This is a genomic window from Halococcus thailandensis JCM 13552, assembly GCF_000336715.1.
Classification (GTDB): domain Archaea; phylum Halobacteriota; class Halobacteria; order Halobacteriales; family Halococcaceae; genus Halococcus; species Halococcus thailandensis.
The window spans coordinates 1-12,761 of sequence record NZ_AOMF01000068.1 but is presented as its reverse complement, the minus strand read 5'-3'; the positions used below and the strand labels follow the sequence as shown (position 1 = coordinate 12,761).

Sequence of the window (12,761 nt, the reverse complement as noted above, 5' to 3'; positions counted from 1 at the left end):
AGGCTGGCGATTCGGACTGGTGTTTGTTTGCTGGACCACGTACGGTTGGTCGTACAGCGGCCCGGTCAGGCGGTCGACTGGAGCATCCCCGTCGCGGAGAACGGGCACATCTGCGGTAGCGACTGTTCCCGGCCCTCGGTAATTTCGCACCTCCTGTGAGAGATCGATCCCAATGGACCGTTGTTGACTCCGACGGTGTAATTCTGCTTGCGTCATGTCTGGCCCCTTCGTACCGACGACCATCACGTTCTGGACGGCTCGTGGCGTCGATCCGGTGGGATAGATCTCTGTGGAGGGGAACACTCGTTGGACGGTCTTGAACTCGCTGCGCATGAACTTCGAGCGTGGTCCCTCAGCCGCGGAAATGATGTTTTGGATGAATACGCCACGCTCATCCAGTCGCTCGGATACCAGCTGCATGAATTCGATCGTCGTCAGATGGAACGGGACATTGTTTTTCTGATATGCATCGAGCACGATGGCGTCGTAGGTGTGGTTAGTGTTCCGAAGGTAGCGACGCCCATCTTGCGTGTAGATGTTGAGCCGAGGGGAGTTGGTCACGTTGAAGTGGGTTTTCGCTGCATTCACGACTTCTGGGTCGAGTTCGACGACATCGACGGTCACGTTGGAATACTCGGTGAGAAACCGCTTCGGGATCGAAAAGCCTGCGCCACCGATGACGAGCACTCGGTTGACGCTATCTGCCTGCCGATAGAGGTGGCTGAGGTGGGCATAGGACTCGTAATCCCAGACGTAGCCCGACCTGTTATCGGTATACATCGCACTCTGCGGATGATCATTGAGATACATCGTTCGCACGCCGTCGTCGTCAGCGATACGCAGGTGTTGGTACGGTGTCTCAGTCTCATAGACGGTGTTGCCAGAGGTTGCGGTGGCCGGCGTAAATCCGACGGCGAAGATCACGATGACGACCGCCAGTCCGACTCGCGCAAGCGAGCGAGCCGAGGGGGGATACGAGATTGCGATGGCGACGACGACCAGCGAGCCGGCGAAGATGACCTGAATCCAGAGCACCGACAGATACGGGATGAGACCGTACGTGGTGAGGAACGCGCCGAAGATACTGCCGACCGTCCCAAGGGAGTAGACACGCCCTGACGCTTCGCCCGTACTGCGAGCTTCGCTCAGTTCGGCAGCATACGGGCTGATGAATCCGAGTAGGAACGTCGGTGGCCCGAACAGAACCGTGAGTGGGATGATCGGGGCATAGACGGCGGGGATCGGGAGCAGAGCGCTCACCTGCACGATCTGTTCGTACACCGCGCTCATGACGCCGATCGTGACGACGGAGTAGGTGAGGATCTTCGTGAGAGCGATTTCAGACGCACGCTCGCGGGCTCGTTTGCCGCCGAGCCAGTAGCCAGCACCAAGCGCGATCATGAACACTCCGAGGACACCGCCCCACGTGTAGACGGAGTTGCCGAACACAGGAGCGATGACTCGGCCAGCGAGGACTTCGAGACCCATCGAGGTGACTCCGGATGCGAACACCGCTGTCTCCGCCCGCCAGTTGAACGGCAGGACATCGTCGGTGTTGATGGAGAATTCGGGAATCATGGTCAGGGCCGGCGGGTATTACTGGTCATGATAGGTTCTGGACACGGTTTCGTATGCGCTTTGTGCGCTCTCCGAGCACTTAATTTGTTAACCTCAGCAACTTTTCAATGGATTTCAGCACTGTCGCTGCAACAGCCCACTCTTGCTTTCTGCCCCGCGCCCACCACCCCGCACCATTGCTGCGCCCGCGACCGCTGCTTTCCGCACCGCCATCACGGTCCGCCAGTGTTCGCGAGCAGGCGATCAACGGCTTCGACGACCGACGCGACTGTGACAGTCCAGTCGTGCTTCCAGGCTGATCGGTTCCACGGCTGTTTGACGAGATACTGGCACTGGTCGGCGGCGAGTTTGTCGGCGAGGCCCGGCTTGTCGTCGATGTAGGCATCGTAGCCCAGCGCTGCCTTCGTCTCGGTGTAAGTGGTGTCGTATCGCTCGTTGTAGACTGTGCAGAGCCGTGCGTGGGATGCTGCGAGTACGCCTTCCACGTCGACAGCCACGCGTTCAATCCCACCCACGAATGTGGGTGAGGGGACAGAACCTGTCATTTCGGTGTGTTCCTTCGAGCGAACTGTCGGTGCCAGTTGATTTCACAGCACACTAGATGATTGTTTCGGTGGATCTGTGTTCTGGCTGATCCGATCGTGTCTCCTGTGCTGCCGTCTCCGTCTCGTTGTTTCCCTTCAGTTCCTCGATGCACACCGCCAGTTTCTCGACGGTCTGTTCCAGCTCGGCGATGCGTCGGGCCTGTGCGCAGGCAACACACGCTCCCGATGAAACATGATCTCGTCGGTGATCTGGACAGAGCCGCGAGTGGCGGGAATCTCCGGCTTCGCTCATCGGTCTGCGACCTCCTCGGTGGCTTGGGCTCGGTGGATGTGCGTGGCCCAGTGGCGACTCGCTATTTCGATGGCGTGTTCGTCGATCAGATGCGCTTTGAGCATCTGCGGCGAATCCTCGAACTCGCAGAACTTACAGCCAAACGTCGACGGTGTGGATCGAGTCTCGTTCATCGGCCGCCCTCCCGGTGTTCCGGTGGCGGCCCGACGTATGCCCGTGGATACTGTCCGGCAAGATCAGTAATTTCGATGATCGCCCACGTCGTGCCGTTGAGGAACTCCTCGATGGCGTCTTGAACGTCTTTGTGTTCGGCACAGAGGCTTCCGGGCCCATCGGTAGTCACCGCGACGACGTCGACGATATTGTTCAACTCTCGATACGCGTCTTCGAGTGTGAGTTGGCGAATCTCCATCCTTCAAAACACCTCACCCCTCTGGAAAAGAAAAATAGGTGGCGCGGTCGGTGGAATATCCTAGTGCTACCGTTGAATCGTTCTTCACCGTTGACTGAGTGCGTCCAAGTACCAGTACTGTTTGCGTTCTGCGTGTACGTCTCTGCTCTTGTTCACCAGGTAGCTAGAACGGGTGGTACTGTTGGATGCCATCACAGACCGATCTTCTCGTGGATGGTATTTAATGATGATTGTTCCTTGTGTAACATCCAACGGTACTGAGAACCGATACTGTTACATAAGGGATTCGTACGTTTTCTCCCCACCAAAATGCCCAAACACGATCTCAACGAGGATCGATGGTCGGCCCCTGACCGGACGGCGACGACGCAGTCGGGCGCTCGATCACCTCGTGGTACTCGGGGTCGCCCGGCACGTAGAGGATTTCGGTGCCATCGCTCAACTCGAATGAAGTGGGTTCGGCGGTAGCGGCGGGATCGGTGCGAGCGGTGCCGAGTTCGTCGTTTTTGTGGTCGAAGCCGGCGGCGACCATCATCGACCCGAACCTCCAGACACTGCTTCGTGGGCGTCTCGAAGATTCTCATCGAGTTCGAGTGGATCGTACTCCATCTCCCACTGAACGAGGCGGTTGTGCTGCTGTTCGCTGATCTTGCCACTGCAAGCGTGTCGGTTGGACATCGGTGAGCACCTCGCTCCTGTTCTGCGAGAAAAACTGCTGGGCGGCGAGCGGTGGCGTGTGCGAGACTGCGCCTGAACGAATCGCTCAGTCGTCGGTGCGACAACTGGGACAACGGGATCCGTAGTACGATTGCACCCCGAGATTGAATTGTTTCCCACACTCGCTACAACCGACGAGATCGAAGTTGGCCTCAAACTCGTCCTGACTCACAGTGTGCGTGTGTTGCGTGGCGTGCTGGCTGTCGTCGGTGATGTTGGAGCTGTGCTCGCGGTCGCTGTCGGTCGTGTTGTTCATCTCTTCGGACACCTCACCCCTTCTGGGGAAACAAACCGGCGTCGGAACACGTCGGTCTTCTCTTCGCTTGTATCTGAAAGGCAGCAGTCGGAGCGGCGGCGCGTGCGTGACTGCGCCGCAGGCGCAGTCCGCGCGCGAGGGACTCGCTCGGGCGGTGCAGAGAGAGCGAGTCGGTTGGGGAGGACGCGCCGAAGGCGCGGGTGGCTCCATACGAAAAAGACAAGGGGCTAACTCACTCGCTCAATCCAGCTGCTCGATCTCGGTCTGGGAGTTCAGCTTGATCGAGTAGTCGCCCTCGTACTCGTCGGTAACGACGTTCGAGAGATGGTACGATGCGCCCCTTTCGAGCTCGGGAAGCTCCGAGGTTTCGAAGGCGACGAACTTCATCCGACCGGTCGAGTCGGCCACGAGGCCGACTTGAGCCATCGACTCCGCGTAGGGCTCCCACAACTGGTCGACCGTCACGAGGACGTCGATCCACTGCCCCTCGCTATCGATCGTTTCGAGTGCCACCGCGTTCGCGACATCCGCCGCGAGACGGTCACGGGCGGCTTCCGGCCCAGTGATCTCCTCAACGTTCGTCTCCGAGTTGAGGTTCACCGAGTTCTGGTCTTCGTGCTCGTCGGTAACGACCATTTCGAGGGAGTACGCCTTCCCTTCTTCGAGCTCGGGCAAGTCCGATTTTGCCCACGAGACGAACTTGATGACGCCCGTGGAGTCACCGAGCAGGCCGACCTGCGCCATCGATTCGGTGTACGGCTTCCAGAGTTCGAGGACTTCGGCTTCAAGGTTGACCCAGCGCCCACCGCTGTTGATCGCATTGGCCGCGACGAGGCTGCTACCGCTGTTTGTGGACTGTGCATCGCCAGTCGTGGAGTTGGATTTCGTTGACATTGGACTCGTTCTCCGTTCGGGCCGATGATCGGTTTCTCTCGACCCTCACCCCTCTTGGGGGTGAAAAATTGCTGAGCGGTTCGCTGTGACACTTTGCCTCAGGTTTTTGTATTGTCCTATGGAACTATTCGGAGATGACTGCCTCAGATCGAGCAGAGGTTACCAACGAGGAACGCCAGACGCGGCATCCAGCACGCGGAGCCCCACCGATTCGCGTGACTCTCTTCCCGCTTGGACTCATACTCAGCGGCATCCTCTACATTGTGGCCCCGAAATCCGCACCAGAAGCGTTGTTCCCTCTCTCGGGGGTATCAACGCTCTCGTCGTCAGTCACCATTCTCTCCCTACTTCAGATAGCTTTCTTCACAGTGATGGTGATTGGTTCGATTTTTACGATGAGGTGGTGGCTCAAAATCGTCGTCACGCAAAGAAATCACTCGACTCGTTGAATCTGTTACTCTGAGTCAGTATCTGATCGAGAACCTCCGTTGTGAGAGTCCTGCTTTCCGTTGCGAAGTCGCTGCATCCAGCGGCGGATCACACCACCAGGTGCGCCCCATGGTGCTCCCCATTCCTCGGTTGAAAGTGTTGATTCGTGATCCGTGCTATCGCTCATGTATGATTGTAGTTGGTCCATGGTTATAGGGCTATCGCGGCGAGCGTTGCTATCACACCGGCGAACAGCGTTATGTCGCTGATGAGGAGGACGAACGAACTCCGTCCCAGCCGGGTAGTGTTGACGTCGATGGCTGCTTCCAGCTGAAAGAGGAATGTGCGCTCCCATCTTTCAGCCTCTACGAGTTCTCGAAGCCCTCCAGCACTGGGTCCGAGGACTGGACCGGAGAGGCCGTAAGCAGTGAGTGCAGCCCCGAACGATACGACGAGGAGTCCGATACCGATGTACCCGAGTGGCTCGACCACGACTATGTCGAACGCTTTGGCAACCGTAATCACTGCACCAACGACAACCGTCGTTAGGCGAGCTGTCCGGAGAGCCTTGTCATCGAGGTTTCCCTTGCGCTGCTGCTGAGCGTTCAGCACCGCCCGTGCCTCCTGATACGCGACTGCGTGCTGCGGGCGCGACCACTGCTGTGCGCCGCCACCGTTCGCTTGGTCCTGTGACCCACTCATCGTGGTTGTGTCACCTCACCCTTCCGGGGAAAATAAACCTACTGCGGAGTGCCCCCACTTGATGACCGATTCTGGTGCGACTGTCTCTGCTTCGTTCATGCCTTATGTAACACTCTCTGCCTTCTGGAAGAACGATTGTTACATAAGGCCAATCCGATACCCCCAACACCGCTGTACGGTGGCGCGTGCGCGAGCTACCGTGAGGGTTTGTACACGTGGACGCGCCCATCACCGAGGACCGAGCACGCCGTGTCGATCGTACGTGTTTACCCCCAGAACGATTTCGCCACTCTCTCGTAAGTTGCCCTTGACCTCGCAATAGAGCAATGCAGACGACACCGTGTTCTCCGAGGGACGGTCTTCCTGCCGGAGACCGTCCCGTGTCGTCTGCACTGGCCGAGGAGAGTTGTGATGGTCACTGACGAGAAAGTGGAGCAACTGCTTGAGCGGATTACTGCTCTCGAAAATCGCGTTGGTGAACTTGAGCAGGAGAAAGAAGAGCTCAAGCAAGAGAATCAGCAACTCCGTAAAGAGAACAAGCGGCTCAGAGCTAAGGTCCGATGGTACGAGGGACCGCATACACCACCGAGCAAGGATCAATCAGAGCAAGAGGAGTCGTCCTCGTCCGGCGGGGACGAGGACGACGACCAACCACGTACTGACGGTGGCACACCAGGCCGAAAGTCCGGACACGATCCGGAATGGCGCGACGCTCCTGACCCAGATCGAGAAATCGAGGTCACCTGTGACTGTTGTCCAGAGTGTAGTGAGGCGTTCGACGAGTCGGCGGGCGTCAGCCCCCGACTCGTCGAGGAACTCCCCGATCCACAGCCACCAGAAGTCACACAGTACAACCGGCATCACTACGAGTGCCACTCCTGTGGAACTGAGACCGTCGCCTCACACCCCGACTGCCCCGATGAGGGGCAGTTCGGGGTGAACGTCATTGCACAGGCGGCGCTCTCTCGGTACGATCACCGCCTCCCCTACCGAAAGATCGGCGACCGTTTCGAGCAACTCCACGGACTGGAGTTGTCGGGCGCGTCCGCGTGGCACGCGACCGAGCGCGCTGCGCGCGCCGGTCGCTGTGAGTACGAGCAGATCCGCCGCCAGATCCAGCAAGCCGACGTTGTCCACGTTGACGAAACCGGAATCAAACGCGACGGCGAACAGGCGTGGATCTGGACGTTCACCACCGAAGATTACACGCTGTACGCAGTCAGGGAGAGTCGAGGAAGTGATGTTCCCGCAGAAGTCCTCGGCGAGGACTTCGCGGGAACGGTCGTCTGTGATGGCTGGACGGCGTATCCGGCCTTCAGCAGCAATCTCCAGCGGTGTTGGGCACATATTCTACGGGAGGCTGAAGACGCCGCCGAGAAGCAGGCGGAAGGCAAACCGATCTACCGTGCCCTCAAACAGCTGTACGTCGCTCTCCAGACTCGGCTGGAGAGCGACTTGACAGTCCGTGAACGGGCAGAACTCCAGCGTGTGGCACGAAGAGAGCTTGAATCGCTGATTGAGCGGTCAGTACCCGACGGACCAGTGGCAACACTGCTCGGGAAGATCGAAGGAGGTCTCGACCACTGGCTCACCTTCGTCGGTGAGCCAGCGGTCTCCCCAACGAACAATGCCGCTGAAAACGCGCTTCGTGAACCGGTAGTTCTCCGGAAGCTCATCGGAACACTTCGGAACGATCGCGGTATGTTCGTGCATGAGACGCTGCTATCCCTGCTGGCGACCTGCCGCCAGCAGGGACGCAATCCCTACGAAGAGCTCAAGCGAATCGCCCGAAACAACAAGATGATTTCACGAGCTCAGGCTGTACCCGCTGTTGCGTCCTCGGGGTAAACACGTACNGAAGAGCTCAAGCGAATCGCCCGAAACAACAAGATGATTTCACGAGCTCAGGCTGTACCCGCTGTTGCGTCCTCGGGGTAAACACGTACTGTCGATCATATGAGCAGTCCCGCCCGAGTCGTTGACGTGGATGGCCACGAGGGCGTCGGCGTACTCGGCCATCTCCTCGTTACGGATAGGGCCCGCCGATCGACCGTGGGTATCCCAATCAGCGGGGAAGCGCTCGACTGGGATACTGTGCTCGTCAGCCCAATCCCCGCCGAGCTGATCGACGCCGCGAGCCGTCCCCGAAACGACCTCCGCAACCGGGAAGCCCGATTCGTCGATAGCTTCGGCAACGATCCGGCGCTGGCCGTCCGGCGAGAGACAGTCGAGAATCGACCGCGACCCGGCGACGATCACCGAGAGACCGTCAGGGGCGTGGGTGGTTTGCGAGCGAGCACCGTCGGCGTCGGCGCTGGAGTTGGTCACCATCTCTCGAACACCTCACCCCTTCGGGGTGTGCGACAAATGGAGCAGCGTACACACCGGTCGTCCACCCTCGCAGTTGTACTCGACAATCATCACGGGGGCAGGAGCAGTAGCGGTAGCGGTGATACGTGCACGACCGCGCTTTCGGGTTGTTCGAAGACTAAAGGAGAAGAGTTGAGTGGAGATCTCAACTTGGAGATTCTTGGTTGACACCTCTATTATGATACCATAATGATATAGCAATCACGACTGCTGCTAGGTACAACACTAGCGGCACCATTTCAAGCCACCAAGTAAGTACAGGATCGGGATGAAGGGTCGTGAAGACAGTTGAAAGAGCCGAGCCGAACATCATGAGCCCCATTGCGACGATGAACCATGGATGCATCTTCTCACGATACCAAACGATGATAACAATTGTCGCCGCTATTAAGACGGCCTGAAGAAGGTGTTTCCAGCCGAGCGGTTCGACAATCATTGCCACTTGCTTCAAGCCGCATTGGGAAATATGCTATCCCTATTCTATCACACGTCGCGGTAGCGGCGGCGCGTGCGTGACTGCGCCGCAGGCGCAGTCCGCGCGCGAGGGACGACCGAGGCGGCGCACTCCTCGTGAGTGCGCCCCGCAGGGAGGAGGCTGGGGAGNACTGCGCCGCAGGCGCAGTCCGCGCGCGAGGGACGACCGAGGCGGCGCACTCCTCGTGAGTGCGCCCCGCAGGGAGGAGGCTGGGGAGGACGCGCGAGCGTAGCGAGCGCGAGTGGTCGCACACCAAAAAAAGAGGGTCTCGATCTACTCGGCGTCGGTTTCGTCTTCGGCCAGTTCGATGTCGGCGACCTGGGCGAGCGCTTCCTTGGCTGCTACCTCGTACTCTTCGATATCGTCGCCGTATGCCTCGCGCGCTCGGTCGGCGTCGGGACTGATCCCTGGACCCTCGGCGAATTCGTCGAATCGTGCTATCGTGTGGTCGGCCGTCTCGACGACCCAGTGGTCACGGGCAGCCTCGGGCACGACGGTGATCGACTCGGGCGTCAGCGACATGAGCACCTCGCCGTTGTCGTTCTCGTAACTCCGCGGCTTTCCGACCACTGCGACGTACTCGGGCGGCTCGATCGAGCGCAGTGCTGCCATCGCTTCGGGCTGATACTGCCCGGCGTAGACGAAGAACGTTCCCGTCGGATCGACCACACGTGCCTGCCAATACTCGTCATCGCCGCTCTTGGCGAGGTTTTCGGCTTCGAGTAGTGCTCCGACGGCGAACATTCGGTTGGCACGCTGGCCGGTCGGCAGCACTGCGTACTTCGGCGCTCGCTCGTCGTCGGACTCCTGGAACAGCTCCGTGGCATCGGCGAACTCCTCGGCGAACGCGCGCTTGGCTGGTTCTCTGTCAGTACGACCGTCGTTGGGACTGCTTGCACTCGAACTCATGATTGATCGAATCTCGATTGGGGCACACCGCTACGCGGCACAACGCCACGTTGCTCTCGCCCCTGCACCCCCACGGGGGTGAAAAATTGCTGACCGTTGCCGTCACGGCGCGGTCGGCACGGTACGTCTACTGGTCGCGAGCGATGGCCTGATCTGATCTGAGTTACTCAGGCTATCTCTGCGCCGAAGTGCTCGTTGAGCAGCCGCGCTGCGTCTGCCTCGAACGCGACATCCTCACCGATCTCCTCGCAATCGTTCACGAGGTGATACTCGCCGATCTCCGGCCCGTCGATCTCGTAGTACCGCCCCACGAGCATGGAACGGAACTCGTCGGCGACGACCGAGGTGTCGAGCGCGTCCATCGCGGCGTCGGTCGCCTTTTCGAGCGACCAACCTGTGATGTCCTCGGTGGCCTCCAGATCGAAGATGACGGGTTCGGCCTCCTGACCGTCATCGAGGACGCCCTTGATCCGCATGTCGAACTCGCCTTCGACCTCGCCGTGTTCCGAGCACCGACCATCGTTAAGGACGCGCGTGCAGTCGTCACGAGTGCAGCGCTTGATCAGCCCACTGCCCGGGCGAATCGCCACCAGCGCACCCTCACTGGTGACCGACTCCGACCCGTAGTCGTCGTTGTCAGTGTTGATCTCCTCGTCGAGATGCTCGATGTCGGTGGTCTTGTTCAGCTTCACCGAGTACTTCCCCTCGAATTCGTCAGTGACGACGTTTTCGAGCGCGTATGCCTCACCCTCGTCGAGCTCCGGCAGGTCCGAGGTCGCCCACGAGACGAACTTCACCGTGCCGGACTCGTCGGCAAGCAGGCCGACCTGTGCGATGGAATCGCTCTTGGGCTCCCACAGCTGGACGACTTCGGCACGCACGTCGATCCACAGCTCGGGCTTGTCGATGTCGCCACACGCCACGAGATCGTTCCCCGACCCCGACTGAGCGTAGAACGTGTCACGCTCGATGTCGTATTCATCGAGCAGGTACGTAACGACGCTCCGCCGTGCTTCATCTTCGGGCACCATGTACTCGTCTACCAGCGTGCTCACTCGCTGTTCGACCTCGTCGCTATCGACCTCGATACCGACGTTGTTCTGGAACTGTTCTTCGATCGACTGACTGGTGTCGGTCACAGACATTGTGATCTCCCTCTGACTTCGACTAAACGGGCCGAGTCACGCTTCGTGTGTGCTCTCGACCCCTGCACCCCCGTAGGGGAAACAAAACTGCCGAGCGGACGCGGAACGGAATGCGACGATCTCGACGGAACCTACCACGACTCAGCGGCAATCGACCTGATCAGACACCAGGATCGACTGTCGGTACGTCCGCGGGGGTCGTGGCCCCCTCACCCCTTCGGGGAGGAAAAACGGCGGTCGCGGTTGTGGGTGCGGAAGCAGCGTGGGACGTCTGTCCCACGCGTCGCGGTTGCAGGGCGGACACACCGTCCGGCCGTGGTTGCACCACTGCCAAAAAGGGGAGAAACGACGGCTTAACCGAGGAGATGATTCTTGCTACCGACGATATCCTCTTCGAGGTCGACGACTGGGTCGTGGTTGCTGTCGAACGTTCGTCCGGTCTGTTCGTCGGTCACCACCGCAACCGCTTTCCCGCTGTAGCTCTCACTGTTCATTGGTATTGGAGTGAGGGCTTCATCTCCCCCTCACCGTTCTTTGTACGGGAGAGGAATTGCCGTCCGCTGCTGCTGTGACGACGTTCATCTCTTGAAACCCTCACCCCTTCGGGGGTGTGACAAATGGGGCGGCGTACACACCTGTCTTCCGTCCTCTCGGACGAGACAAAACTGACCAGAGAAAGTTGTAGAAGCCCCTACTAACAGATCGTATTGGAAAGAGCATCCTTGGAAATAGACGGTCCTGGACAGCTGGTGCGGTAGTGGTACGGTCGCGGTCGCGGTACGGTCGGGGTACGGTAGCGGTAGCAGTAGCGGTAGTGGTCCGGCAGCGGTTAGCGGTCTGGCAGCGGTCGCGGTATAGTGGCGGTAGCAGTAGCGGTACGGTGGCGGTAGCGGTAGCAGTAGTGGTCTGGCAGCGGTAGCAGTAGCAGTACGGAGCGATACGGAACGGTCCGGTAGCGGCGGCGCGTGCGAGACTGCGCCGCAGGCGCAGTCCGCGCGCGAGGGACGACCGAGGCGGCGCACTCCTCGTGAGTGCGCCCCGCAGGGAGGAGGCTGGGGAGNCCGCAGGCGCAGTCCGCGCGCGAGGGACGACCGAGGCGGCGCACTCCTCGTGAGTGCGCCCCGCAGGGAGGAGGCTGGGGAGGACGCGCCCGACGCGAAGCGAGGGCGCGGGTGGCCGCACACTCAACAAAAAAGCTGGAGCGATCTCACAGCATTGTTGCAGTCACTGTCGATGACATCACGCCAACGGCGAGTGCGACGATGACGATCGTCCCGACGAGATTGATCCGTCCATCGTTGTTTCGAGGATCGACCAGCGCGGGCAGATCGAGAGAGCCTTCACGCTCTGAGATCGGCCACAGCGGCCGGACAGCAGTCGCGGTGAGTCCGTCAGCGAGGATGTGACCGTATGCAGCCAGCCCGCCGACGGCGAAGCCGTACTGTGCTGCTGCTTCCGAAGTGACGATTCGTGAGCCTGCGTAGATGACGATGTTGTCGGCGATCAGCCAGCCGGCGGCGGCTACCAGCCCACCGACGGCAGCGGCACCCAACAGCGAGTGCGTCCACTCGTCGGGGATGATCCACGGGCTCAGCTTGTCGGGGATGCTCGCGACGCCCACTGCAGCGATGCCGCCCGCGACGGCGAAGGCTGGATAGGCGTCGGCGATCCACCAGCCGAACGGCGCGTACGCCAGCAGCGCGCCGAGAGTTGCTGTCAAGCGCGATGTCGTGTTCGGTCCACTCTGTACGGCTGCGACCATCTGTTGATTGGCAGTTTTCGAACTCATCTCTCGAATGCCTCACCCCTCTGGGGGAAACAAACTGGGCTGCGCTACAGCGGTCTTCGTCGAGTCGTGCAGCTCTTGTGTTTCCGTCTCTCTCTCGCTCGGTTTCTCTCTCGGAGTGGAGCGGAGTGACGCGAAGTGGGAACGAACGCTCTGGAGGACAGCGACGATGGAGCAGGAGCAGAAGCGGTAGCGGTGGCGCGTGCGTGACTGCGCCGCCAGGCGCAGTCCGCGCGCGAGGGACGACCGAG

17 protein-coding genes are annotated in these 12,761 nt (G+C 60.1%); 2 read left to right on the top strand and 15 right to left on the bottom strand.

Annotation, left to right across the window (positions count from 1 at the left end):
• The 8 genes from C451_RS03010 to C451_RS02980 all read right to left on the bottom strand — a co-directional run.
• Positions 1–1,578, bottom strand: a 1,578-nt coding sequence (locus C451_RS03010) for a spermidine synthase (RefSeq protein WP_007737538.1), incomplete at its 3' end; no start/stop codon positions are given.
• A gap of 212 nt (positions 1,579–1,790) precedes the next feature.
• Positions 1,791–2,075: a hypothetical protein gene (locus C451_RS03005; protein WP_007737537.1), complete on the bottom strand. Its 285-nt coding sequence runs from the start codon at positions 2,073–2,075 to the stop codon at positions 1,791–1,793.
• 100 nt (positions 2,076–2,175) lie between these two features.
• Positions 2,176–2,415, bottom strand: a complete 240-nt coding sequence (locus C451_RS03000) for a hypothetical protein (RefSeq protein WP_007737536.1) — start codon at positions 2,413–2,415, stop codon at positions 2,176–2,178.
• Entirely contained in the window at positions 2,412–2,588 is a 177-nt protein-coding gene (locus C451_RS22470) for a hypothetical protein (RefSeq protein WP_161605827.1), read from the bottom strand. Before C451_RS22470 ends, C451_RS03000 begins: the two co-directional genes overlap by 4 nt.
• Complete coding sequence (locus tag C451_RS02995) at positions 2,585–2,827, bottom strand: hypothetical protein (protein ID WP_007737535.1); 243 nt, start codon at positions 2,825–2,827, stop codon at positions 2,585–2,587. Before C451_RS02995 ends, C451_RS22470 begins: the two co-directional genes overlap by 4 nt.
• A 325-nt stretch (positions 2,828–3,152) precedes the next feature.
• A complete protein-coding gene (locus C451_RS02990) occupies positions 3,153–3,362 on the bottom strand; it encodes a hypothetical protein (protein ID WP_007737533.1) in 210 nt (69 codons plus the stop codon).
• 228 nt (positions 3,363–3,590) lie between these two features.
• A complete protein-coding gene (locus C451_RS02985) occupies positions 3,591–3,800 on the bottom strand; it encodes a hypothetical protein (RefSeq protein WP_007737531.1) in 210 nt (69 codons plus the stop codon).
• A 240-nt stretch (positions 3,801–4,040) separates the two neighbouring features.
• Complete coding sequence (locus C451_RS02980; protein WP_007737530.1) at positions 4,041–4,694, bottom strand: hypothetical protein; 654 nt, start codon at positions 4,692–4,694, stop codon at positions 4,041–4,043.
• Positions 4,695–4,828: 134 nt separating this feature from the next.
• Between C451_RS02980 and C451_RS02975 the strand changes: the two genes are divergently transcribed.
• On the top strand, positions 4,829–5,143 hold the full coding sequence (locus C451_RS02975; RefSeq protein ID WP_152420365.1) for a hypothetical protein: 315 nt from the start codon (positions 4,829–4,831) through the stop codon (positions 5,141–5,143).
• 190 nt (positions 5,144–5,333) lie between these two features.
• Here the strand turns inward: C451_RS02975 and C451_RS02970 are convergent, their stop codons facing one another.
• Positions 5,334–5,825 (bottom strand): hypothetical protein, encoded by a 492-nt coding sequence (locus C451_RS02970; protein ID WP_007737528.1) that lies wholly within the window; start codon positions 5,823–5,825, stop codon positions 5,334–5,336.
• 411 nt (positions 5,826–6,236) lie between these two features.
• Here C451_RS02970 and tnpC point away from each other — a divergent pair, with 411 nt between their 5' ends.
• Positions 6,237–7,673, top strand: coding sequence for an IS66 family transposase (gene tnpC, locus C451_RS02965; RefSeq protein ID WP_049912789.1), 1,437 nt, complete (start codon positions 6,237–6,239; stop codon positions 7,671–7,673).
• A 48-nt stretch (positions 7,674–7,721) separates the two neighbouring features.
• On the opposite strand, the gene C451_RS02960 is transcribed toward tnpC, so the two are convergent.
• The 6 genes from C451_RS02960 to C451_RS02945 form a co-directional block, all read right to left on the bottom strand.
• A complete protein-coding gene (locus C451_RS02960) occupies positions 7,722–8,156 on the bottom strand; it encodes an SLOG family protein (RefSeq protein WP_007737525.1) in 435 nt (144 codons plus the stop codon).
• A gap of 184 nt (positions 8,157–8,340) precedes the next feature.
• Positions 8,341–8,631 (bottom strand): hypothetical protein, encoded by a 291-nt coding sequence (locus C451_RS21640; protein WP_007737524.1) that lies wholly within the window; start codon positions 8,629–8,631, stop codon positions 8,341–8,343.
• A 312-nt stretch (positions 8,632–8,943) separates the two neighbouring features.
• Complete coding sequence (locus C451_RS02955; protein WP_007737522.1) at positions 8,944–9,579, bottom strand: hypothetical protein; 636 nt, start codon at positions 9,577–9,579, stop codon at positions 8,944–8,946.
• A 167-nt stretch (positions 9,580–9,746) separates the two neighbouring features.
• A complete protein-coding gene (locus tag C451_RS02950; protein WP_007737521.1) occupies positions 9,747–10,724 on the bottom strand; it encodes a hypothetical protein in 978 nt (325 codons plus the stop codon).
• A gap of 353 nt (positions 10,725–11,077) precedes the next feature.
• Positions 11,078–11,218, bottom strand: coding sequence for a hypothetical protein (locus tag C451_RS22465; protein WP_161605826.1), 141 nt, complete (start codon positions 11,216–11,218; stop codon positions 11,078–11,080).
• Between the two features lie 713 nt (positions 11,219–11,931).
• Entirely contained in the window at positions 11,932–12,513 is a 582-nt protein-coding gene (locus C451_RS02945) for a metal-dependent hydrolase (RefSeq protein WP_152420364.1), read from the bottom strand.
• Positions 12,514–12,761: the final 248 nt, after the last annotated feature.

What these genes read in the sequence shown, in the direction of transcription:
- C451_RS03000 (WP_007737536.1), bottom strand. Translation starts at nt 2,415, where the DNA reads ATGAGCGAAGCCGGAGATTCCCGCCACTCGCGGCTCTGTCCAGATCAC.
- C451_RS22470 (WP_161605827.1), bottom strand. Translation starts at nt 2,588, where the DNA reads ATGAACGAGACTCGATCCACACCGTCGACGTTTGGCTGTAAGTTCTGC.
- C451_RS02995 (WP_007737535.1), bottom strand. Translation starts at nt 2,827, where the DNA reads ATGGAGATTCGCCAACTCACACTCGAAGACGCGTATCGAGAGTTGAAC.
- C451_RS02990 (WP_007737533.1), bottom strand. Translation starts at nt 3,362, where the DNA reads ATGATGGTCGCCGCCGGCTTCGACCACAAAAACGACGAACTCGGCACC.
- C451_RS02985 (WP_007737531.1), bottom strand. Translation starts at nt 3,800, where the DNA reads ATGAACAACACGACCGACAGCGACCGCGAGCACAGCTCCAACATCACC.
- C451_RS02980 (WP_007737530.1), bottom strand. Translation starts at nt 4,694, where the DNA reads ATGTCAACGAAATCCAACTCCACGACTGGCGATGCACAGTCCACAAAC.
- C451_RS02975 (WP_152420365.1), top strand. Translation starts at nt 4,829, where the DNA reads ATGACTGCCTCAGATCGAGCAGAGGTTACCAACGAGGAACGCCAGACG.
- C451_RS02970 (WP_007737528.1), bottom strand. Translation starts at nt 5,825, where the DNA reads ATGAGTGGGTCACAGGACCAAGCGAACGGTGGCGGCGCACAGCAGTGG.
- tnpC (WP_049912789.1), top strand. Translation starts at nt 6,237, where the DNA reads ATGGTCACTGACGAGAAAGTGGAGCAACTGCTTGAGCGGATTACTGCT.
- C451_RS02960 (WP_007737525.1), bottom strand. Translation starts at nt 8,156, where the DNA reads ATGGTGACCAACTCCAGCGCCGACGCCGACGGTGCTCGCTCGCAAACC.
- C451_RS21640 (WP_007737524.1), bottom strand. Translation starts at nt 8,631, where the DNA reads ATGATTGTCGAACCGCTCGGCTGGAAACACCTTCTTCAGGCCGTCTTA.
- C451_RS02955 (WP_007737522.1), bottom strand. Translation starts at nt 9,579, where the DNA reads ATGAGTTCGAGTGCAAGCAGTCCCAACGACGGTCGTACTGACAGAGAA.
- C451_RS02950 (WP_007737521.1), bottom strand. Translation starts at nt 10,724, where the DNA reads ATGTCTGTGACCGACACCAGTCAGTCGATCGAAGAACAGTTCCAGAAC.
- C451_RS22465 (WP_161605826.1), bottom strand. Translation starts at nt 11,218, where the DNA reads ATGAACAGTGAGAGCTACAGCGGGAAAGCGGTTGCGGTGGTGACCGAC.
- C451_RS02945 (WP_152420364.1), bottom strand. Translation starts at nt 12,513, where the DNA reads ATGAGTTCGAAAACTGCCAATCAACAGATGGTCGCAGCCGTACAGAGT.